Annotated in this window: 22 protein-coding genes; 5 read left to right on the forward strand and 17 right to left on the reverse strand. The window is 61.1% G+C overall.

Annotation, left to right across the window (positions count from 1 at the left end):
* Positions 1-26: 26 nt before the first annotated feature.
* The 5 genes from pilQ to AADV58_RS00445 are packed head-to-tail and all read right to left on the reverse strand — an operon-like array spanning position 27 to position 5,044.
* Positions 27-2,189 (reverse strand): type IV pilus secretin PilQ, encoded by a 2,163-nt coding sequence (gene pilQ / locus AADV58_RS00425; RefSeq protein WP_341743766.1) that lies wholly within the window; start codon positions 2,187-2,189, stop codon positions 27-29.
* Positions 2,186-2,698 (reverse strand): pilus assembly protein PilP, encoded by a 513-nt coding sequence (locus AADV58_RS00430; RefSeq protein ID WP_081700081.1) that lies wholly within the window; start codon positions 2,696-2,698, stop codon positions 2,186-2,188. Before AADV58_RS00430 ends, pilQ begins: the two co-directional genes overlap by 4 nt.
* A 29-nt stretch (positions 2,699-2,727) precedes the next feature.
* On the reverse strand, positions 2,728-3,402 hold the full coding sequence (locus AADV58_RS00435; protein ID WP_043420661.1) for a type 4a pilus biogenesis protein PilO: 675 nt from the start codon (positions 3,400-3,402) through the stop codon (positions 2,728-2,730).
* Complete coding sequence (locus tag AADV58_RS00440; protein ID WP_028994112.1) at positions 3,399-3,962, reverse strand: PilN domain-containing protein; 564 nt, start codon at positions 3,960-3,962, stop codon at positions 3,399-3,401. Before AADV58_RS00440 ends, AADV58_RS00435 begins: the two co-directional genes overlap by 4 nt.
* Positions 3,959-5,044, reverse strand: coding sequence for a pilus assembly protein PilM (locus tag AADV58_RS00445; protein WP_081700080.1), 1,086 nt, complete (start codon positions 5,042-5,044; stop codon positions 3,959-3,961). The genes AADV58_RS00440 and AADV58_RS00445 overlap by 4 nt, the downstream gene beginning before the upstream one ends.
* 159 nt (positions 5,045-5,203) lie before the next feature.
* Between AADV58_RS00445 and AADV58_RS00450 the strand changes: the two genes are divergently transcribed.
* A complete protein-coding gene (locus AADV58_RS00450; protein ID WP_341743767.1) occupies positions 5,204-7,540 on the forward strand; it encodes a penicillin-binding protein 1A in 2,337 nt (778 codons plus the stop codon).
* On the opposite strand, the gene cyaY is transcribed toward AADV58_RS00450, so the two are convergent.
* The gene (gene cyaY / locus AADV58_RS00455) at positions 7,541-7,858 is read right to left on the reverse strand and encodes an iron donor protein CyaY (protein WP_341743768.1); all 318 of its coding nucleotides are present in this window, start codon (positions 7,856-7,858) and stop codon (positions 7,541-7,543) included.
* Positions 7,859-7,899: 41 nt separating this feature from the next.
* Between cyaY and lptM the strand changes: the two genes are divergently transcribed.
* The 3 genes from lptM to AADV58_RS00470 all read left to right on the forward strand — a co-directional run bounded on the left by lptM (position 7,900) and on the right by AADV58_RS00470 (position 9,818).
* Positions 7,900-8,028: an LPS translocon maturation chaperone LptM gene (gene lptM, locus AADV58_RS00460; protein WP_081700079.1), complete on the forward strand. Its 129-nt coding sequence runs from the start codon at positions 7,900-7,902 to the stop codon at positions 8,026-8,028.
* Positions 8,025-9,284: a diaminopimelate decarboxylase gene (gene lysA, locus AADV58_RS00465; RefSeq protein ID WP_341743769.1), complete on the forward strand. Its 1,260-nt coding sequence runs from the start codon at positions 8,025-8,027 to the stop codon at positions 9,282-9,284. The genes lptM and lysA overlap by 4 nt, the downstream gene beginning before the upstream one ends.
* A 162-nt stretch (positions 9,285-9,446) precedes the next feature.
* Positions 9,447-9,818 carry an RNA-binding S4 domain-containing protein gene (locus AADV58_RS00470; RefSeq protein WP_341743770.1) on the forward strand — a complete coding sequence of 124 codons (372 nt, stop codon included), beginning with the start codon at positions 9,447-9,449 and terminating at the stop codon, positions 9,816-9,818.
* Here AADV58_RS00470 and AADV58_RS00475 read toward each other — a convergent pair.
* The 11 genes from AADV58_RS00475 to AADV58_RS00525 form a co-directional block, all read right to left on the reverse strand.
* Positions 9,815-10,687: an AEC family transporter gene (locus AADV58_RS00475; RefSeq protein WP_424243855.1), complete on the reverse strand. Its 873-nt coding sequence runs from the start codon at positions 10,685-10,687 to the stop codon at positions 9,815-9,817. The genes AADV58_RS00470 and AADV58_RS00475 overlap by 4 nt on opposite strands.
* A gap of 87 nt (positions 10,688-10,774) precedes the next feature.
* Positions 10,775-12,103: an ATP-dependent protease ATPase subunit HslU gene (hslU, locus tag AADV58_RS00480; protein ID WP_341744563.1), complete on the reverse strand. Its 1,329-nt coding sequence runs from the start codon at positions 12,101-12,103 to the stop codon at positions 10,775-10,777.
* Positions 12,104-12,114: 11 nt separating this feature from the next.
* Positions 12,115-12,651 (reverse strand): ATP-dependent protease subunit HslV, encoded by a 537-nt coding sequence (gene hslV, locus AADV58_RS00485; RefSeq protein WP_028994104.1) that lies wholly within the window; start codon positions 12,649-12,651, stop codon positions 12,115-12,117.
* A gap of 11 nt (positions 12,652-12,662) precedes the next feature.
* Positions 12,663-13,937, reverse strand: a complete 1,275-nt coding sequence (locus AADV58_RS00490) for an STAS domain-containing protein (protein WP_051295248.1) — start codon at positions 13,935-13,937, stop codon at positions 12,663-12,665.
* Between the two features lie 85 nt (positions 13,938-14,022).
* Positions 14,023-15,216 carry a class I SAM-dependent rRNA methyltransferase gene (locus tag AADV58_RS00495; protein WP_028994103.1) on the reverse strand — a complete coding sequence of 398 codons (1,194 nt, stop codon included), beginning with the start codon at positions 15,214-15,216 and terminating at the stop codon, positions 14,023-14,025.
* A 76-nt stretch (positions 15,217-15,292) separates the two neighbouring features.
* Positions 15,293-15,445 (reverse strand): hypothetical protein, encoded by a 153-nt coding sequence (locus AADV58_RS00500; RefSeq protein ID WP_169720478.1) that lies wholly within the window; start codon positions 15,443-15,445, stop codon positions 15,293-15,295.
* 114 nt (positions 15,446-15,559) lie between these two features.
* Positions 15,560-16,453, reverse strand: coding sequence for a tyrosine recombinase XerC (gene xerC / locus AADV58_RS00505; RefSeq protein ID WP_028994102.1), 894 nt, complete (start codon positions 16,451-16,453; stop codon positions 15,560-15,562).
* Complete coding sequence (locus tag AADV58_RS00510) at positions 16,450-17,121, reverse strand: DUF484 family protein (RefSeq protein WP_281983227.1); 672 nt, start codon at positions 17,119-17,121, stop codon at positions 16,450-16,452. The genes xerC and AADV58_RS00510 overlap by 4 nt, the downstream gene beginning before the upstream one ends.
* A complete protein-coding gene (gene dapF, locus AADV58_RS00515; protein WP_341743772.1) occupies positions 17,118-17,948 on the reverse strand; it encodes a diaminopimelate epimerase in 831 nt (276 codons plus the stop codon). The genes AADV58_RS00510 and dapF overlap by 4 nt, the downstream gene beginning before the upstream one ends.
* Positions 17,949-18,008: 60 nt before the next feature.
* Complete coding sequence (locus AADV58_RS00520; protein WP_028994099.1) at positions 18,009-18,512, reverse strand: GNAT family N-acetyltransferase; 504 nt, start codon at positions 18,510-18,512, stop codon at positions 18,009-18,011.
* Positions 18,513-18,597: 85 nt separating this feature from the next.
* Entirely contained in the window at positions 18,598-19,437 is an 840-nt protein-coding gene (locus AADV58_RS00525; protein WP_341743773.1) for a lysophospholipid acyltransferase family protein, read from the reverse strand.
* Between the two features lie 159 nt (positions 19,438-19,596).
* Between AADV58_RS00525 and metK the strand changes: the two genes are divergently transcribed.
* Complete coding sequence (gene metK / locus AADV58_RS00530; protein ID WP_341743774.1) at positions 19,597-20,760, forward strand: methionine adenosyltransferase; 1,164 nt, start codon at positions 19,597-19,599, stop codon at positions 20,758-20,760.
* The last annotated feature ends 15 nt before the right edge of the window (positions 20,761-20,775 follow it).

Raw genomic sequence — 20,775 nt, forward strand, 5'->3', positions numbered from 1 at the left:
CCTTTTCCCTCTACGCCTGCCAGAAATCAATCCAGACGAAGCTTCTCAGAAATGATGCGCGGCGTGATAAAAATCAGCAGTTCGCGACGATTCCCGAAATCGTTCTTGAACTTGAACAACCAGCCAAAGAAGGGAACATCACCGAGCAGCGGCACTTTTTCAACCTTGGACTGGTTATTGGTGATGAACACACCACCGACAACCACCGTACCGCCGTTCTCGACAACCACATTAGTCTCGACAATGGAGCTTTTAATCGGCGGATTACCCAGCACAGCACGCGTCCAGTCGGCCTCTTCCTTCTTGATTAACAGCGCCATCTTGACGGTCCCCTCAGGCGTAATCTGCGGCGTTGCCTCAAGCGAGAGCTTGGCCGGCTTGAAACTGACCGTCTGTGTAACCACCCCCCCGCTGTTGGAGGTGGTCACGTAGGGAATCTCGGTACCGTCTTCAATCTTGGCGCGCACGTTGTTAGCTGTAATCACACGCGGACTGGAGATCAGCTTGCCCAAGCCGTCAGCCTGAAGTGCAGCAATCTCCATGTTGAGAATTCTCGTTGCACCGGAATTGAACAAAGAGAAAGCCATTGTGCCACCAGTCGATTTGAATGACGGCAGATTGACCCCCCCCATTGGAGTCTGAGTTATCGTTGGCTCTGTCGAGGTGATCTTTGTGACACCATCGGTTGTCGTCGAGCTATAGGTTCCAGGCCTGACACTCCCGCCCACAAAATTAATTCCTGTATTTGTGATGCTGCTCGTCTTCGAATTGATCAAATTCAACTTCGCACCAATCGACTTGTTGAAATCATCGCTGGCCTCAACGATACGCGCTTCAATGAGCACCTGACGTGCGCCGACATCAATCGTCCTGATGAATGTCCGAATTTCATCCAGCTTGGTGGCAATGTCGTTGACGAACAGGATATTCGATTGCGGATCCGCGACCGCATTACCCCGCTTGCTGAGGATACGCTGCGTTGAGGTCGCCCCACCCTGATCCGAGGAAGTATCTCCTGCCAACAATTTGGCCACATCGACAGCGCGCTGGTAATTCAATACAAACTGTTCCATCTGCAAGGGCTCGAGTTCACTGATTTGCTGGCGCGATTCGAACTCGAGCTTCTCGCGTGTGGCAATCTCATCACGCGGCGCAATCATGACGATGTTGCCGTTTTTGCGCATGTCCAGCCCTTTTTGCTGGAAGATGATATCGATAACCTGATCCGCCGGAACATCCTTGAGAACCAGGGTCGTCGTCCCGGTGACGGTCTCGCTGATCACTGCATTCAGACCCAACTCCTCGGCCATCAGACGCAGCAGAGCCCGAACGTCACCGTTCTGATAATTGATGCTGACGCGTGGTCCCTGATAACCGATCTTGCTTCCCTGAACCAGCTTGTTCGGATCTTCGACGATCTTCTTGACCTCGATCACGAACTGGTTATCGGTTTGATAGGCATTGTGTTCCCACAAACCCTTTGGCGAAATGGTCATGCGCACGTTCTCGCCGATGCTGCGCGTTTCGACACCGACAACAGGTGTCGCAAAATCGGTGACGTCGAGCTTGCGACGCAAGTGATCTGGCAAGCTCGTCTTCATGAAATCAACAATCAGGTTAGGTCCCTGTTTGCGAATATCAATTCCGGTGCCGGCATCACTCAGGTCGACCAGCACCCGCCCTTCACCATCGCGTCCGCGGCGGAACATGACATCACGAACGGCATGACGGGCGCCAACGACACTTTCCTCGGCAAACCGGACCGTTCGCTCGGCAACCGTATCACTGAGACGCTCAATCGGCGAAAGGGTCACATAAAGGGATTTGCCGTCGATACGCGTACGGTAATTCATGTTGCGCACAAGGTTGAGCACCAAGCGCGTACGGTCCGCCACCTGAACGACATTGACGCTGCGTAAATCGCCCTCATTCAGCACCTGCGTGGTTTTTCCCAAGGCGTTTGCCGTAGACGGAAAGTCGAAAGCAATACGTGCCGGATTGGCCACAGCAAACCCGGCCGGAGGCGTCGCCAGTGCTTCGCGCAGATCGATTTTCACCGCCGTCTCATTGCCTTGTTGGGCAACATTGACCGCCTCGATCGCATTTGCTGCCGGCTTTTCCGCCCGGACCGGAGAGGCCGCCACAAGGCAGGTCGCCGCAATCGCCACTGCGTAGTTGAACAATTTCATTTACCGCTCCCCTCCGTGGTCTGCAGGTACAGCGAACTCTGGCGTTCGCTCCACTCCCCGGCAGAATCCTGAATCAATTCCCGCAATTTCAGTTCGTTCTCGGCAATTTCGGTCACCATGCCGAAATCCAGCCCCAAATAGTCGCCGACCTTCACCTGCCTGACGCTATCCTCATACTTGATCACCGCGATCGGACGGTTGTTGATGATCATGTGACCGATCATCGTCAGCGATTCCAGAGGGTACTTTTCCAGTACGCTATTGCGCTGTTCCCTGGCCTCGAAATCCGGCTGATACTGCCCTCCCTTGCCAGCCCCCTGGCGGAATTTCGAATCTGGCTCGATCTTGCTGGCCGTAAATGGCGCCACCAGGTCATTCACTTCGTAAGGTACGGGCTCGTAGGGTGTCACTTCCGGGATCGGAGTCACCCGACCACGCAGGTCACGGGTATTTTCGTCCATCCACTGCCGCAAATCCTCGTGATCGCCGCCAGAGCAGGCTACAAGCATTACACATACTGATACCAGAAGCGGAAGTCTCACTTTCCACCTCCCTTTTCCGGACGTTTCTGCTGGGCAACTTCACTCTCATCAAGGTAGCGGAACGTCTTCACCGTCGCGTCCAGCGTCAAATCGCCACCCTTCAGCGGCATGACCGATATGCCGTTCAGCGTCACGATACGCGGCAACTTGGCAATGTCTGCAGCAAACGCGCCAATATCGTGATACGAACCATTGATTTTCACCGTCACCGGCAATTCGGCGTAGAAATCCTTGGCCACCTCGCTCCCCGGCCGGAATAGTTCAAATTGCAGCCCACGCCCGAGACCTGCCTGGTTGACTTCAATCAACAAAGCCTCGACTTCGGATTTGTTCGGCAGCTGTTTCAGCAAGGCACCGAAGGAGCGATCAATTTCTGCGAGTTGCTGGGTGTAAAGATCCAGATTGATTGCCTGTCGCTTTTTCAGCAGAAACTGATCCTTGAGCGCAAGCTCCTCGCTCTCCCGGCTTTCCAGAGTAGTCAGCTGATCGTTCCAGACGAACCACCAACCCGCCAACAACAATGCAAAAAACAAGCCGACCAGTATCGTGACCTTGGGAACCAAAGGCCAAGCACCCGGATCGTTGGGATTCAGATGGCGAAAATCATCCAGGACCGCCTGGAAATCAACCTGGCGCAGTTTTTCGGGCAAGGCAAGCGACTTGGATTTCATTGCTGTTTCTCCTCGACCGCCGCACGGCTCAAGGTGAAGTCCATGCCAAATTCGTTAACCCGGCGCCCATTGAGTACCACCGCTTTGGTTTCGATCAAACGCGGGTTCTCCATCCAAGAGGAGCCTTCGATGTTGCGCATCAACGCGGAAACCCGGGCATTCGACTGGGCATAACCAGTGACATTGACATTGACCCCTTCCTGCTTCAGGGACTTCAGATAGACCCCCTCGGGCACCTGGCGCACCAATTCGCTGAGCAAATGCACGGTTTCCCCGCGATCACGCTGCAGATCCTCAATGACCTGCTTACGCGCCAGCAAGGCCTGGGTTTGTTCGCGAAGCCGCTTGATCTGCTCCAGCTGCTTGTCCAGCAGAGCGATTTCCTGCTTCAGGAAGTCATTCTTTCTGCCCTGCGCTTCGATTTGGGCATCGATCAAGGAATAGATGGCAAAAATCGCGACGATTGCCAGGACGCTGATCAGACCGGCAAGGACATAGAACTGTTCGCGCCTTGCCTTACGCGCCTCTTCCCGATGCGGTAACAGGTTGATGCGTATCATGCTGGATCAAACCTCCGCAACGCCAGGCCACACGCAACCATCAACGAAGACGAATCGGCGAGCAGACTGCGCGCCCTGACCCGATCCGACAGAAGCATGTTGGCAAAAGGATTGGCAATCAGCGTATTGAATTGCGTACGCGTGGCCACGACCTCGTCAATACCCGGAATGACGGCACAACCACCGGCCAGGACGACATGATCCACCTGATTGAACTGGGTCGAAGTGAAGAAGAACTGCAGCGCCCGCGACACTTCCAGCGCCAGGTTTTCCATGAAGGGATTCAACAATTCTGCTTCATAGCCTTCAGGCAGATTTCCCGAACGCTTTGCCGCTTCGGCATCTTCGAGGGACATGCCGTAATGGCGCGAAATATCCAGCGTCAGCTGACTTCCGCCGAAGGCCTGCTCGCGGGCATAGACCTGCACCCCGTTACGCATGACCGTCAGATTCATCAGGTTTGCGCCGGCATCGATCAGGGCCACGACCTGATTCCGCCCACCTTCCGGCAACTGCCGCTCGATCAACTCAAAAGCAGCCAAAGTTGCGTAAGACTCGACATCGACCACTACCGCCTTCAGGCCGGCCGCTTCCGCAACCGCCACCCGGTCCTCGACACGTTCCTTCTTGGAAGCCGCGATCAGGACCTCGACCTCGTCCGGCACAGCCGGCGCCGGACCAAGCACCTGATAGTCGAGATTGACGTCATCGATGGAAAAAGGAATGTATTGATTCGCCTCGGTCTCGACCTGCACCTCGAGGTCCTCTTCCCGCAAACCGGCCGGAACAATGATTTTCTTGGTGATGACCGCAGAGGCAGGCAGCGCCAGGGCCACATTGCGCGTCGAGGTTCCCAGACGTTTCCAGGCTCGCTTGACGACATCGACCACAGCCTCAAGATTGGCAATATTGCCATCCGATACCGCGTCTTTGGGCAACACCTCAATGGCGTAGCGCTCAACGCGATACCCTTCCTTTCCGTTGGCGGTCAGTTCAACCAGCTTGACAGCCGACGAACTGATATCGAGCCCGAGCAAAGGGCGCGCCTTCGGATTCAGCAAAGCGGAGATATCGAAGCCCACCACACCCCCAGAAAAGTCCTTACAGATTACGATCTTAGAAGAAGAACCAATAATTCACTTCAGATGCTAGCAACAAGCCCTCACAGTGTAAAGCACTTTTATACCCGGTGAATTGCCACAGCGTATAATGCCAACACCGTCGCCACACCGCCTGTGCCAATGCCTCCCCTGCTTCGACTGCTCACTTATCCTCTCCTTGCCATCACCGGACTCATCGCCATCGCAGTGGCAGTTGCCGCCATCATTATCGCGCTGGCCTACCCGAACCTGCCCTCTCTTGAGGTACTGACAGACTATCGGCCGAAAGTCCCCTTGCGGGTTTACACAGCAGACGGCCATCTGATCGGCGAGTTCGGTGAAGAACGTCGCGCCGTCGTGACCATCGGCGATGTGCCGGAGATAATGAAACAAGCCATTCTGGCTGCTGAAGACGATAGATTCTATCAGCACATCGGCATCGATTATACCGGCATCATTCGTGCAGCAAGCTCAAATCTGCTGAGCGGAGGAAAAAAGCAGGGGGCATCGACGATCACGCAACAGGTTGCCAGGAATTTTTTCCTGACCACCGAAAAGACCTACACCCGGAAACTCTATGAAGCCCTGCTGTCCTTGAAAATTGAGAGCAATCTCAGCAAGGATCAGATTCTCGAGTTGTACATCAATCAGATTTTCCTGGGCCAACGCGCCTATGGATTCGGCGCAGCAGCGCAAATTTATTTCGGCAAACCACTCCAGAGCATCTCGATCGCCGAAGCGGCCATGCTGGCCGGTTTGCCCAAGGCGCCCTCGGCATACAACCCGATCGTCAATCCCAGACGCGCCAGAATCCGCCAGGAATATGTCCTGCGGCGGATGCTCGAACTCTCCTACATCACCGAGGCGCAACATGCGCTCGCCCTCAAGGAACCCCTGATCATCAAGCGCGAGCTCTCCGAATACGCCGTCAATGCCGAATTCGTCGCCGAAATGGCTCGCCAGATCGCTGCCGAGCGTTTTCCAGAAGATGTATACACCCGTGGCATGAAGGTCTACACGACATTGATCCGGGACGAACAGGAGGCCGCTTACCGTGCGCTGCGCGAAGGTGTGCTCGCCTACGACAGGCGCAACGGCTACCGGGGTGCCGAAGCCCATGTGGACATGACCAACATCACCTCCGAGCACGACGAAGGCATCGACGTCCTGCTGCAGGACATCAACGACGCCGGCGATCTCCGTCCAGCACTGGTTCTGAAAGCCGACGCTGGCAGCATCCGCGCCTACGTCAAAGGCGGCGAAACGATCACACTGAACGGTGAGTCGATCAAGTTTGCGGCACGCATGCTCGACGACAAGGCGCCCCCCAAAAAGCGCATCATGCGCGGCGCCATCGTCCGGGTAATCAAGGACGCCAAGGGGCACTGGCAGATCAGCCAGTTGCCGGAAGTCGAGTCCGCGTTTGTCGCGATCGAGCCGGGCGACGGTGCCATCCGCGCCCTGGTCGGCGGCTTCGACTTCAACCGCAACAAGTTCAACCACGTCACCCAGGCTTGGCGCCAACCCGGCTCCAGCTTCAAGCCCTTCATCTACTCTGCCGCACTGGAAAAAGGCTTTCACCCGGGCAGCATGATCGAGGACGAACCGATCATGATCTCGGCGGGAGAAACCGGCTCGCAGGCCTGGGCGCCGAAAAACTACGATGGCAAGTACGAAGGACCGATGACCATGCGCGCCGCCCTGGCCAAATCGAAGAACATGGTCTCGATACGCCTGCTGCAGGCGATCAGCCCTCAATACGCGCAGGATTACGTCACCCGTTTTGGCTTCGACGCTGACAAGCACCCGCCTTATCTCACCATGGCCCTCGGCGCCGGATCGGTTACCCCCTGGCAGATGGTTTCCGGCTATGCAGTATTCGCCAACGGCGGCTATCGCGTGACGCCTTACGTCGTGCGCGAAATCCGTGACGAGAAGGATCAGGTCGTTGCCATGGCCAGCCCACTGCAGGCTGGCGACGAATCGATTCGCGCCATCGACGCGCGCAATGCCTACCTGACCGACTCGATGATGCGCGATGTCACCATCTACGGCACCGCTGCCCGCGCGTCGACCCAACTGAAACGACGCGATCTCGCCGGCAAGACCGGCACCACCAACGAGTACGTCGATGCCTGGTTCTGCGGTTACCAGATGACCGTTGCCGGCTGCGCCTGGGTCGGCTTCGACCAGCCGAAAAAGCTCGGCAACCGTGAAACCGGCGGCGTCGCCGCGCTGCCGATCTGGATCGGCTACATGAACACCGCCCTGCGCAAGGTTCCGGAGCAACTCCCCATGATGCCTGGCGGACTGAGTGCACTGACCAATGAGGCTGGCGCAGCCACGAGCCACGTCTACACCGAAAATCTGCCGGGAGAAAATGCGACCCAGCCGCAAAGCCCTGCGGGAGCCCCACCAGCCGCACCAGCCCCCGACGGCCGACCGGCCGAATTGCGTCAACTCATGGGCAACAACTGACTACCCAAGCACGACTGACTCGCCAGCCTGCTGGCTGGCGAGCACAGACAAGCGCGCCATCAACTCGACGCCATCACGGGTATCGCACCAGGCCTGCCCGTTCCAGCGAAAATGAAAACCACCACTGCGCGCGGCAACCCAGATTTCCCGGGCCACCGCATGTCGATTGACGATGATCTTGCTGCCGTCGGCAAACTCGATCTCCAGCACCCCGCCGCTCGCCAGCTCAAAATCGATATCGGCCGAACTTACTTCCAGCGCAGCCTCGATTCTGCTCATGGCCTGCTCGGCCCGGACATTGAATTCGCTGTCATCCATGGTGTGCTAACATCCTCAACTTCGCCGACCGCGCCCCAAACATGTCCAGAATCGCTGCCGTACTGATCATCCTGAGCCTTGCCGCCTGCGGCATGAAGGGCCCGCTCGAATTACCGCCCAAGGGCGGCGCGGCAGATGGTAGCACGGCTCAACGCAGCCCCGCCCGATGACCCACTTTGCCCTCAAGAACGGCGTCCTGCACGCCGAATCCGTCGCTCTGCCGACCATCGCCGAACAATTCGGCACGCCGGCCTACGTTTACTCCCGTGCCGCCCTGAGCGAATCGCTGAAGGAGTTTCACGACGTCCTCGGCGCCCATCCGGCCGGTGCCGACGCGCTCGTCTGCTACGCCGTCAAGGCCAACTCCAACCTCGCCATCCTCAACCTGTTCGCCCGTCTCGGCGCTGGTTTCGACATCGTTTCCGGCGGTGAGTTGCAGCGCGTGCTGGCGGCCGGCGCCGATCCGCAGAAGGTCGTCTTCTCCGGCGTCGGCAAGACGGCGGCGGAAATGAAGCTGGCGCTTGAAGCCGGCATCTTCTGCTTCAACATCGAATCGATCCCGGAAATCGAGCGCCTCAACGAGGTCGCCGGCCAGCTCGGCAAGACGGCGCCGGTCAGCCTGCGCGTCAATCCGAACGTCGATCCGAAGACCCATCCCTACATTTCGACCGGCCTCAAGGAAGCCAAGTTCGGCGTCGCCTACGACGACGCGCTGGCGCTCTACCGCCGTGCCGCCGCGCTACCGAACATCGCGGTGGCCGGCATCGACTGCCACATCGGCTCGCAACTCCTCGATCCATCGCCATTCGCCGAAGCGCTCGATCGCATCCTGGCGCTGATCGACCAGCTCGCGGCCGAAGGCATTCAGGTCCATCACATCGACCTCGGCGGCGGCCTCGGCATCAAGTACCGCGCCGACCAGGTGCAGCCTACCGTCGCTTCCTACTTGAATCCTCTGCTCGACAAGCTGCAGAACCGCGGCCTCAAGGTCGTGCTCGAACCGGGCCGCCGCCTGGTCGGCAACGCCGGCCTGCTGCTCACCCGCGTCGAATTCCTCAAGGAAGGCGAGGCCAAGAACTTCGCCATCATCGATGCGGCAATGAACGACCTTATGCGCCCGGCACTGTACGAAGCCTGGCACGACATCGACCCGGTCGTGCCGCGCGCCGGTGCCACGCGCGACTACGACGTCGTCGGCCCGGTCTGCGAAACCGGCGATTTCCTCGGCCAGGCACGGCCGCTGAATATCGAGCCGGGCGACCTGCTCGCCGTGATGTCGGCCGGCGCCTACGGCATGGCCATGGCCTCGAACTACAACACGCGGCCACGCGCCGTTGAAGTCATGGTCGATGGCGACCAGGTCCACGTCATCCGCCAGCGCGAGACCGTCGAACAGCTCTACGCCGGCGAATCCGTCCTGCCGTAGTGGCCTGCTTCGTGACTGGCGAAACACAATGAACGCGATGAATTTGTGTTCCTGGCTAGGCGCGAACCGCAGCGATAGCCATCGCTATCGCGAGGATGAGCAACAACGCCAGGGACGCAAAGGCGAGCTTTCATCTTTCGCCAGTTGCGAAGCAGGCCACTGATGAGCTGCGTCCGTATCGACAAGTGGCTGTGGGCCGCGCGTTTCTTCAAGACGCGCAGCCTGGCCACCGATGCGGTCGGCGGCGGCAAGATCAAGCTGAACGGTGCGCCGACCAAACCGGCGCGCGAGGTCAAGGTCGGTGACCGGCTCGACATCAGCAACAGCGAAACCCGCTGGCAGGTCACCATTCTCGGCCTGTCCGAAAAGCGCGGCCCGGCAGCGGAAGCGCGCCTGCTCTACGAGGAAACGCCGGAGAGTATCGCCGCGCGCGAAGCCGAGCAGATGCGGCGCAAATTCACCCACGAACCCGCCGCCGAGATCCACGGCCGGCCAACCAAACGCGACCGGCGGCAGATGGATCGTCTGGGCTAAAGCACCAGCGCCAGGGCCAGCGGCAGGAAGATCAGCGCAGCCAGGTTACCGACCAGCACGATCGACGCCACCCGCTGTGGCTCCTGCTGGTAACGCTCGGCGAACAGGAAATTGAGCACGGCCGGCGGCAAGGCACCGAACACCAGCAGCATCGCTGCATCACGCCCTTCCAGGCCAAGCAACTGAATCACCCCGTAGGCGATGACCATGCCGGCCAGCGGCCGCAGCAGCGCGCTGCCGACCGACAGTTTCCACTCACCAAAGGAAACATCGGTCATCCGGACACCGAGCGAGAACAGCAACAGCGGCACCGAGACGTCGCCGAGCATCTTGATGGCGATGACCAGTGGCTGCCAGACGGGAATCTTCAGAATTGCCACGGCCAAGCCGGCAATGGCGGCAAAAACCACCGGGATGCGCCAGAGCATCAGGATGCGCGTCTTCGGGTCGAGCAACTTGGCGCCGAAGGAGAAATGCAGGGTATTCTCGACCATGAACAGGATCACCGCCGCCGGCAGTGCCGCTTCGCCCCAGGCGAGGACAGCCAGCGGCAGGCCGATGTTGCCGGAGTTGTTGAACATCATCGGCGGCGCCAGCGTCTTCGCCTGGACACCGCACAAGCGGGCAATCGGCCAGGCAAGCAGGCCGCAGACGGCAAGCACGATGAAGCCGCCAAGTGCCAGCGGCGCATAAGCGGCGAGATCGAAGGACTTGCCGGCCATCGCCGCGAACACCAGCGCCGGCACGAAAACGTCCATGTTCAGCCGGTTGGCCACGGCCATTTCCGGCTTGTGCTTGCGGCCGTAGAAATAGCCGGCGGCGACGATGCCGAAAATCGGAAAGAGGATCGCCAGCAGGCGGAAGGTCAGGCTGCTTTCGTCCACGATTCGGTCTCGGCAAGGAATGGGAAGCCGATTGTGCGGGCAAGGCAGCCGCCCGCCAATCGGGGATAGTCCTTAGAGGACGTAACGCGACAGATCCTCGTCAGCCGCCACTTCGCCAAGTTTTTCATTGACGTAGGCGGCATCGACCGAGATCCTGTCGAGGCCGATCCTGCCGGCCTCGAAAGACACCTCTTCCAGCAGTTTTTCCATCACCGTATGCAGGCGACGGGCGCCGATGTTCTCGGTTTTCTCGTTCACCTGGAATGCGATTTCGGCCATGCGCCGGATCCCGTCCGCGCCAAATTCGACACTGACGCCTTCGGTTGCCAGCAACGCCTGGTACTGCTTGGTCAGACAGGCATCGGTCTGGGTCAGGATGCACTCGAAATCGGCAACCGACAGCGAATCGAGCTCGACGCGGATCGGGAAACGGCCCTGCAGCTCAGGAATCAGGTCGGACGGCTTGGACAGGTGGAAGGCACCGGAGGCGATGAACAGGATATGGTCGGTCTTGATCATGCCGTACTTGGTCGACACCGTCGTCCCCTCGACCAGTGGCAGCAAGTCGCGCTGCACACCCTGACGCGATACGTCGGCCCCCTGCGTGTCTGAGCGGCTGGCCACCTTGTCGATCTCGTCGATGAAGACGATGCCGTTCTGCTCGACCGCCTTGACCGCCGCCAGCTTGATTTCCTCGTCGTTGACCAGCTTTGCGGCTTCCTCTTCGGTCAGCAGCTTGAACGCCTCGCTGATCTTCAGCTTGCGCGATTTCTTCTTGCCGCCGCCCATGTTCTGGAACATGCCCTGAATCTGCTGGGTCAGTTCCTCCATGCCCGGCGGTGCGAAAATCTCAGCCTGCATCGCCGGCGCGGCGAGCTCGATGTCGATCTCCTTGTCGTCGAGTTCGCCCTCGCGCAACTTCTTGCGGAATTTCTGACGCGTCGCATTATCGCTGTTCGCCGCCGAGTCCTCGGCATAGAAGCCGGGGCTGCGGGCCGGCGGCAGCAAGGCGTCGAGGATGCGCTCCTCGGCGGCATCCTCGGCTCGACCGCGGTTGGCTTTCATGGCCCGTTCGCGGTGCCCCTTGATCGCCATGTCGACCAGATCGCGGATGATCGTCTCGACATCCCGGCCGACGTAGCCGACCTCGGTAAATTTGGTCGCCTCGACCTTGATGAAAGGCGCATCGGCCAGGCGTGCCAGGCGACGAGCGATCTCGGTCTTGCCGACACCGGTCGGGCCGATCATCAGGATGTTCTTCGGCGTGATTTCCTGGCGCAGCGGCTCGGCCACCTGGGCGCGCCGCCAGCGGTTGCGCAAGGCGATGGCCACCGCCTTCTTGGCCGCATTCTGGCCGACGATGTGCTTGTCGAGTTCGGAGACGATCTCCTTCGGGGTCATCGTGGCGCCACTCATTCCAGCGTCTCCAGCGTGAAGTTGCGATTGGTGTAGATACACAGGTCGCCGGCAATTTCCAGCGACTTGGTGACGATCTCCAGCGGGCTCAGTTCGGTGTTTTCCAGCAGCGCCCGCGCCGCGCTCTGCGCGTAGGCGCCACCGGAACCGATGGCGACGATGCCGTATTCGGGCTCGAGCACGTCCCCGTTGCCGGTGATGACCAGCGACGATTCGCGGTCGGCCACCGACAACATCGCTTCCAGGCGACGCAGTGCACGGTCGGTGCGCCAGTCCTTGGCCAGCTCGACCGCCGAACGCACCAGATGCCCCTGATGCTTTTCCAGCTTGGCCTCGAAACGCTCGAACAGCGTGAAGGCATCGGCGGTGCCGCCGGCAAAACCGGCGAGGATCTTGCCCTGATACAAGCGGCGAACCTTTTTCGCCGTACCCTTGATGACGATATTGCCCAGCGTCACCTGACCGTCGCCGCCCATCGTGACGACATTGCCCCGGCGCACCGACAGGATCGTCGTGCCGTGATATTGCTCCATGGAAAACCCTTTTAAGACTTGGGAACGATGATGCGCGCCTGCTTGTTCAGGCCGACCACGGCCATCAACTCGGCAACCAGATGGTTCGGGCTGCGGATGATGATTTCCTTGCCCGCCGCCTTGAACGGCGCCAGGCGGTTGACCAGTTGCCCGGCGGAAAAGAAATCGACGCGGCGCACACAGGAAAAATCGATGACCGGCTGATCGCTGCTTTCCAGCAGCGGGAGCATGTCCTCGAACCGCTCGCTTTTCAGGTCACCACTCAGGTAATGAATCTCGGCGCCGCGGGCGGCTTCCGCCGCCACCGGTTTGCTCTTGCCGGCAACCCGCTGCGGCTCCCAGGAGGGCGGCGACAACTCGAAAGTCACCGCATAATCGACCGCGCGCTCTTCAAAATGCTCCTGCGTCCCGTGGCGTTGCAGCAATTCGAGCAACAGGCGCCAGGACGGCTCATGTGCCGCGTCGCCAACCTTCAGCCGTTCGTCCAGTCGCTTGATCAAGGCATCAGCGCCAGTCAGGGCCAAGGCCTTGCCGCGTCGCCGCGCGTCGATCAGCGCCTCGGCCAGCATGCCGGCCACCAGATCGTCACAGCCAGCCAGCCGGCTGAAATCCAGGCGTAATTCCCCGGCCTGCGCGAGCAACTGGGTCAGTTGCTGGACCTGGCGACAATCGTCGGCGGTCAGCACCCCCTGCAGCGCAAAGGCCTGCCCATTTTCAGTTGGGACTGACTGCAGGCATTGCTCCGCCCGCCAAGCCGGCGGCGACAATTCAAAACGTTCGGCAAACTCCAGCCCGTAACGATCGAAAGCCGCGCGATCGCCAAGAATCTGCAGCAGATCGAAGAGCAAACGCCACAGGCGGATTCCCTCGTCGCCGGGATAGGTGCGCAAGAGACTTTCGAGGATGCTGCGCGCGGCGCTGTCCTGACCATTGGCGAACAACACGGCAACCTGCTCGACATCGGACTGCAGCGGATCGACGTCGTGTTCGACATCGATTGCCATGACGCTGGACTCGGTGAAATCGCTGTCGAAATCATCGATTGCCATGGCGACATCGATCTTGCGTTGCGGTACGGCAGCAGCAACCGGCTTGGCCGGTGCGGCCTTGGCCGCAGCCGGCGCCGGCTTATCAACGCTGAATTCCAGATCTGGCAAGGGTGCCAGCGAGACAGGGGCTTCTTCAACCGGCGGTTTCAGCTTCATTTCCGGCAAAGACGCGCGCGGGCGTGCCGCCGTCCGTTCCGGCATTTTTTGCGGCTGCTTCTTGAAGAAGGAAAAAACCATGACCACTCCACACGCTGAGTGTCTGTTTTAGCACGCACCGCCCATTTATGGCAACGGCAGCGGCTAGGAAAATGTCATCACACTTTCAATCGACCTGGACCAGCAAGCCCTTTAGATACTCACCCTCGGGAAAGTTCAACGCCACCGGATGATCGGCCGCGCCGGCCAGCCGGCGGACGATGCGCGCATCACGGCCGGCGTCGTGGGCAGCGCCGGCGACGATCTTCTGGAATAGTTCTAGGCCGATGCCGCCGGAACAGGAGTAAGTCATCAGCATGCCACCCGGGCGCAACAGGCGACAGCCGAGGACGTTGATGTCCTTGTAGGCGCGGGCGGCACGTTCGGCATGGGCCGCCGACGGGGCGAACTTGGGCGGATCGAGGACGATCAGGTCGAACTTGCGGCCGGCCTGACGGAAATCGCGCAAGGCCTGGAAGACATCCGCCTCCTGCCATTCGGCACGCTCGGCCGGCAATTGCGGATTGAGCGCCAGGTTGGCGCGGGCCTGCGCCAGCGCCGGGCCGGACGAATCGATCGACAGCACGCTCGCGGCGCCGCCGGCCAGCGCCTGCAGCGAGAAGCCGCCGGTGTAGCAGAAGCAGTTGAGGATGTCCTTGCCGGCCGCCAGCTCACCGAGCAGGCGGCGGTTCTCGCGCTGATCGAGGTAGAAGCCGGTCTTGTGCCCAGCGGCGATATCGACCGCCAGGCGCACGCCGTTCTCCATGATCGCCAGCGGCGCCGTCGGCGCCTCGCCGTGCAGCCAGCCGGTGGTCGGTTCCAGCCCTTCAAGGGCGCGCACTTCGGAATCCGAGCGTTCGTAGACGCGGGCGCAGCCGGTGGACTTGACCAGGCCGGCGACGATGGCCTTGCGCCATTTGTCGGCGCCGGCCGAGGTGAGCTGGACGACGACGGTATCGCCGTAGCGATCGGCGATGACGCCGGGCAGACCGTCCGATTCGGCATGAATCAGACGCACACCATCCTGGCCGCGCAACTCCGGCAGCGCATCGCGGCGGGCGACGGCGGCGGCAATGCGGCGCTTGAAGAAGGCGTCGTCGACCGGCTCGTCGGCATCGAAGGTCCAGAAACGGGCGCGGATCTGCGACTGCGGACTGTAGGCGGCGCGCCCGAGCGGCCGCAGGTTGTCGGCCAGCACCTCAACGGTGTCGCCGGGACGGGCACGCCCTTCAAGGCGGCCGACCGAACCGGCAAACAACCATGGGTGGCGCTGCTTCATCGCCGACCGTTCCTTGCCGGGCATCAGGATCAACTGGGCCATATCACTTTCTCGACCGGTAAATGCAAGAAGCCCCGGTTACCTTGCGATAACCGGGGCCGGAAATGCTTGATGCGGCTTAGTTGCCCAGCGGCTTGCGGTTGCGCTGATGGCACTCGACGGCGTACATGGTCTTGAACGTCGTCTTGCCGTCGCCCTTGAACAGGCGCTTGACGGACTTGGAAACACAGCGGCGTTCCAGGATGTTGCGGCGGGTACGGTTGATGGCCATGGATGACTCCGGATTTCGGCGAAATTTTGAAAGACGCGCATTATGCCGGGTTGACGCGCCGATGGTCAATTACCACTTGATTTTTTGGCCGTTTTCGCCGCCGGCCATCACGCTTCAACGTTTCGCGCGCGGGTGCGCCTTGTCGTAAACGCTGGCCAGGTGCTGGAAGTCGAGATGGGTATAGACCTGGGTCGAGGCGATGCTGGCATGGCCGAGCATTTCCTGGACCGCGCGCAGGTCGCCCGAGGACTGCAGCACGTGCGAGGCGAATGAATGCCGCAGCATGTGCGGATGGACGTGCTGCGGCAAACCCAGCCGGAGTGCGCGTTGCGCCAGACGCAGTTCGACCGAGCGCGGACTGATGCGCCGGCCGCGCCGATTGATGAACAAGGCCGGCTCATCGTCCACCGCCAGTTCGTCACGGACCGCCGCCCAAGCCACCAGGGCTCGCCGCGCCTGGGCGCCGACGGGAATCAGACGCGGCTTGCTGCGCTTGCCGAGAACGCGGACTTCACCTTCATGCAGAATGCCGTCGAGCGCGTCGCGGTCGAGACCGACCAGCTCGGCCAGACGCAGGCCAGACGAATAGAGCAACTCGAACATCGCCGCGTCGCGGGCTTCCAGCCGGCTGTCGCCGTCGTCGGCAGGTTCGAGCAGGCGCGCCGCCTCGTCGACCGACAGCGCCTTGGGCAAGCGGCGCGGCGACTTCGGCGCACGCATGCCGTCGCAGGGATTGACCTTGACCAGTCCGCGCTCGCCGAGCCAGGCGAAGAAGCCGCGCCAGGCCGACAGCAGCCGCGCCAGCGAACGCCCGGACAAGCCTTTGGCATGCAGGCTGGCGACAAAACGGCGGATGTGATGGACGAGCAACCGGTCAAGCGGCAGCCCTTCGGCGGCGGTCAGCAGTTGCGCCAGGTCACGCCGGTAATTGGCAACGGTGTGCGGCGACAACCGACGCTGCTCGGCGAGTTCGTCGAGATACGCAGCGACGGCCTCGGCCGGGGTCACAGCGTGCTCTTGGTCACCCGCGCCAGCGCCGCCGAAACCATCTCGCCGATGCGCTCGAGGTAGAGCGTGCCCATGTCGGCGTAGAAGCGCTGGTTTTCCTCGCTGCCGAGGGCGACCATGCCGATGGTGCCGCCGCCATTACGCAGTGCGATCAGCGCCTGCGAGCGGATATGCGAGGCGGCCTCGCCAAACCACGAGGCGGTGCCGAATCCAGCGGTCGATCCACAGTAGGGACGCGCCAACGTCTCGGCGAACACCTGGAGTTCCTCGCTGACCGCAGCAAATTCCGGCAGATCCTCGATGCCGGCCGGTTTGTCCCACAGACGCAGGGCCACGTGTGGCACCGAAAAATCGTCACGCAGGTGGAAATTGAGCAGATGGATCACCGCCTGGAAGGTTTCGGCCGCGATCAGGCCGACCGCCAGACGATGGACCTTTTCGGAAATCCTGTCATTTTCCTCGCCGAAGGCGATCAGTTCGGCCAGCTTGCTCTCGCTGGCCCGGTTCTTCTCGCGCAGGGTCAGCATCTGCCGCTCGGCCAGCGAAACCGCCCGGCCACCGTGCGGATGCGGCACGAAGATCTGCGCCATCAAGTCGGCGTACTGTTCGAAGAAGCCGGGGTTGTTCTTCAGGTAGTCGGCAATTTCGTCGGGAAACATGGCGCTCATAATTCGATTTCTCCGGAGAAGACAGTCACGGCCGGGCCGGTCATCATGACCGGACGGCCTTCGCCGCCCCAGGCAATATTCAGGTCGCCACCGCGCGTCGTCACACGCACCGGGGACTCCAGCAGGCCGCGCCGGATGCCGGCCACCACAGCCGCACAGGCACCGGTGCCGCAAGCCAGGGTTTCGCCGGCACCGCGCTCATAGACCCGCAAGCGGATCGCATGTGGGTCGACGATCTGCATGAAACCGGCGTTGACCCGCTGCGGAAAACGTTCGTGCGACTCGATCAGCGGCCCATGCTCGCCGACCGGCGCCTGATCGACGCAATCGACGACCTGCACGGCATGCGGATTGCCCATCGAGACGACGCTGATTTCCAGCGTCTCGTCGGCCACGTCGAGATTGTAGATAACGACATCGTCGTCGTGCAGGAAGGGAATTTCCTGCGGCGAGAAACGCGGCACGCCCATGTCCACGGTGACGTTGCCGTCGCCTTCGAGACGCGGCGAGATGACGCCGCGCATGGTCTCGACACGAATCTCGCGCTTGTCGGTCAGCCCTTGCTCATGCACGAAACGGACGAAACAGCGGGCGCCGTTGCCGCACTGCTCGACCTCGCCACCGTCGGCGTTAAAGATGCGGTAACGGAAATCGACACCCGCCTGAGTCGGCTGTTCAACCACCAGAATCTGGTCGCAACCGACCCCGAAATGCCGGTCGCCGAGGTAGCGCAACTGCTCCAGGGTCAGGGAAAACTGTTGACGCACGCCGTCGAGAACAACGAAGTCGTTGCCCAGACCGTGCATCTTGGAAAATTTGAGCTTCACGAATCGCTCCGCCGTTGAGTTGAAAAAAGAATAGCAGAGACAGTAAGTTATCTCAAATTCCTAAAGTTTTTTCTCCATCACGAAGTCATCCATGACGTAACCATGGCCGATATCGTCAACGGTCGAGGTACGCACGACGAAACCGTACTTCATGTAGGAGTTGATCGCCTTCTCGTTGCGCTTGTTGACCTGCAGGATCACGCAGGGATGCCCCTGCTTGCGGGCCAGTTCGGCGACATGCTCGATCAATTGCCCCCCGACACCGCGACGCTGGACATCGGGATGGATATAGAGCTTGTCGAGCTTGAACTCGCCCTTGCTCAGTTCGCTGAAGGCAAAGCCGACGCGCCGGCCATCGTGAAAGGCCTGGAACAGCCATTTGTGCAGGTCTTCCAGATCATCATAAAGACGTTCGTGCCCGTAACGCTGCTCGAGCATGAAGTCGATCTGCTCCTGGGTGATGATCCCCGGATAGGTTGCCTGCCAGATTTCGCGGGCCAGTGCGGCAATCGCCGGAACATCCGGCGGGGTGACGGGGCGTATTTCGATATTGAGGCTGCTCATGGTGATAAACCCTTGTTCTCCGTTTGGTCCGGAATTTTTCAAACCCCTGCCGCCCGGCCCTGGCTGACAGACGTCATATCATAGCTCAAGCCGGCGGCGGCTCAGCCCCGCGCGGCTGCTTGTAGCGGTTGTAACCCCACAGGTACTGGGCCGGGCACTGGCGAATCAGCGTCTCGATCTCGTGATTGATCTGCTGCGCCCGCGCAACGGTATCGCCGGTCAGTGGCTGCGTCGGCAACTGGAAATGGATGCGGTAACCGCGCCCGCCCGGCAAGCGCTCGCCCCAGGTCATCAGGGCCGCGGCGCCGGTCTCGGTCAGGCGGGCAGCCAAGGTCATGGTGTAGGCCGGACGACCGAAGAAATCGAGCCACACGCCCTCGCCGGTCTTCGGCGCCTGATCGGGCAGCATGCCGACCATCTGTCCTTTCTTCAGCGCCTTGATCAGCGCCCGGACGCCGGACAGGTCGGCCGGCGCCAGATGCAGTTGAGCCCGCTTGCGCCCCATCAGGATCAGCTCCTGGGCGGCGGCGGATTTCGGCGGCCGGTAAAGCACGGTGATGTCGCCGAACGAAGACAGGTATTGCGCGGTGATTTCGAAGCAACCGAGATGCGGCGTCAGGAAAACGACACCTTTACCGGCCGCCAGGGCGGCTTCAAGATGCCCCCGACCGACCACGTTCACCACCTGCGCATTGGCTTCGTCGAGCGTGCGCATCCAGATGCGCGACAACTCCAGCATCTGCTTGCCGGCCTCGGCCGCCGCCGGCAGGTTCAGCGCCGGGTCGATGCCGGCCTGCGCCATGTTGCCGCGCAGGTTGCGCCGATAGGTCGGCGACAACAGATAGGTCAGGCGCCCGAGCCAGCCACCCAGCCGGTGAATCGCGGACAGCGGCAGATGCGACAGCAGACGGAACAGGAAAACCATGAGACCCCGGGGGTTGAAAGAAATCAGCAAAGGCCTATCATTATGGGATCGCCGAGTTAAACAGACAACTTGCGGGGCGATTCACAAATACTGCTAAAGCGTCGCCAGCTCGTGGTCCGAAGCAGGTAACGCCGGATCAAAGGACCACTGGAGCTTTCCATGAGCGATTACCTGTTCACCTCGGAGTCCGTTGGCGAAGGCCATCCGGACAAGGTCGCCGACCAGATTTCCGACGCCATCCTCGACGCCATCCTGGCGCAGGACAAGCATTCCCGCGTTGCCGCCGAAACCCTGTGCAACACCGGCCTGGTTGTGCTGGCCGGTGAAATCACCACCAACGCCAACGTCGATTACATCCAGATCGCCCGCGACACGATCAAGCGCATCGGCTACGACAACACCGACTACGGCATCGACTACAAGGGTTGTGCCGTGCTCGTCGCCTACGACAAGCAGAGCCCGGACATCGCCCAGGGCGTCAATGCTGCCTACGACGACAACCTCGGCCAGGGTGCCGGCGACCAGGGCCTGATGTTCGGCTACGCCTGCGACGAAACGCCGTCGCTGATGCCGCTGCCGATCTACCTGTCGCACCGCCTGGTCGAGCGCCAGGCCATGCTGCGCAAGGACGGCCGCCTGCCGTGGGCACGCCCGGACGCCAAGTCCCAGGTCACCATCCGCTACGTCGATGGCAAGCCGCACTCGATCGACACCGTCGTGCTGTCCACCCAGCATTCGCCGGACATCAGCCTGGAAGACCTGCGCGAAGCGACCATCGAGCAGATCATCAAGCCGGTGCTGCCGAAGGAGCTGATCAAGGGCGACATCAAGTTCCTGGTCAATCCGACTGGCCGCTTCGTCGTCGGCGGCCCGCAGGGCGACTGCGGCCTGACCGGCCGCAAGATCATCGTCGACACCTACGGCGGGGCCGCACCGCACGGCGGCGGCGCCTTCTCCGGCAAGGACCCGTCCAAGGTCGACCGCTCGGCCGCCTACGCCACCCGCTACGTCGCCAAGAACATCGTCGCCGCCGGCCTGGCCAGCAAGTGCCTGGTGCAGGTTTCGTACGCCATCGGCGTCGCCGAGCCGACCTCGATCATGGTCGAGACCTACGGCACCGGCAAGGTCAGCAACGAAACGCTGACCGCCCTGGTCCGCAAGCACTTCGACCTGCGCCCGAAGGGCATCGTCAACATGCTCGACCTGCTGCGCCCGATCTACCAGAAGACCGCCGCCTACGGCCACTTCGGCCGCGACGAGCCGGAATTCTCGTGGGAAGCCACCGACCGCGCCAATTTGCTGAAAAGCGACGCCGGCCTGTAATCGGCAACAACAGCA

Origin of the sequence: Azonexus hydrophilus, assembly GCF_038368255.1 — a bacterium.
Lineage (GTDB): Bacteria > Pseudomonadota > Gammaproteobacteria > Burkholderiales > Rhodocyclaceae > Azonexus > Azonexus hydrophilus.

Excerpts from the sequence above, each read along its gene's own strand:
- AADV58_RS00435 (WP_043420661.1), bottom strand. The coding sequence starts at position 3,402 with ATGAAATCCAAGTCGCTTGCCTTGCCCGAAAAACTGCGCCAGGTTGAT.
- AADV58_RS00430 (WP_081700081.1), bottom strand. The coding sequence starts at position 2,698 with ATGCTTGTAGCCTGCTCTGGCGGCGATCACGAGGATTTGCGGCAGTGG.
- AADV58_RS00520 (WP_028994099.1), bottom strand. The coding sequence starts at position 18,512 with ATGAGCAGCCTCAATATCGAAATACGCCCCGTCACCCCGCCGGATGTT.
- AADV58_RS00495 (WP_028994103.1), bottom strand. The coding sequence starts at position 15,216 with ATGGCCCAGTTGATCCTGATGCCCGGCAAGGAACGGTCGGCGATGAAG.
- AADV58_RS00510 (WP_281983227.1), bottom strand. The coding sequence starts at position 17,121 with ATGAGCGCCATGTTTCCCGACGAAATTGCCGACTACCTGAAGAACAAC.
- hslU (WP_341744563.1), bottom strand. The coding sequence starts at position 12,103 with ATGACCCCGAAGGAGATCGTCTCCGAACTCGACAAGCACATCGTCGGC.
- AADV58_RS00525 (WP_341743773.1), bottom strand. The coding sequence starts at position 19,437 with ATGGTTTTCCTGTTCCGTCTGCTGTCGCATCTGCCGCTGTCCGCGATT.
- AADV58_RS00440 (WP_028994112.1), bottom strand. The coding sequence starts at position 3,962 with ATGATACGCATCAACCTGTTACCGCATCGGGAAGAGGCGCGTAAGGCA.
- lysA (WP_341743769.1), top strand. The coding sequence starts at position 8,025 with ATGACCCACTTTGCCCTCAAGAACGGCGTCCTGCACGCCGAATCCGTC.
- lptM (WP_081700079.1), top strand. The coding sequence starts at position 7,900 with ATGTCCAGAATCGCTGCCGTACTGATCATCCTGAGCCTTGCCGCCTGC.
- hslV (WP_028994104.1), bottom strand. The coding sequence starts at position 12,651 with ATGGAGCAATATCACGGCACGACGATCCTGTCGGTGCGCCGGGGCAAT.
- AADV58_RS00490 (WP_051295248.1), bottom strand. The coding sequence starts at position 13,937 with ATGGTTTTTTCCTTCTTCAAGAAGCAGCCGCAAAAAATGCCGGAACGG.
- AADV58_RS00450 (WP_341743767.1), top strand. The coding sequence starts at position 5,204 with ATGCCTCCCCTGCTTCGACTGCTCACTTATCCTCTCCTTGCCATCACC.
- AADV58_RS00500 (WP_169720478.1), bottom strand. The coding sequence starts at position 15,445 with ATGGCCATCAACCGTACCCGCCGCAACATCCTGGAACGCCGCTGTGTT.
- cyaY (WP_341743768.1), bottom strand. The coding sequence starts at position 7,858 with ATGGATGACAGCGAATTCAATGTCCGGGCCGAGCAGGCCATGAGCAGA.
- AADV58_RS00470 (WP_341743770.1), top strand. The coding sequence starts at position 9,447 with ATGAGCTGCGTCCGTATCGACAAGTGGCTGTGGGCCGCGCGTTTCTTC.
- metK (WP_341743774.1), top strand. The coding sequence starts at position 19,597 with ATGAGCGATTACCTGTTCACCTCGGAGTCCGTTGGCGAAGGCCATCCG.
- pilQ (WP_341743766.1), bottom strand. The coding sequence starts at position 2,189 with ATGAAATTGTTCAACTACGCAGTGGCGATTGCGGCGACCTGCCTTGTG.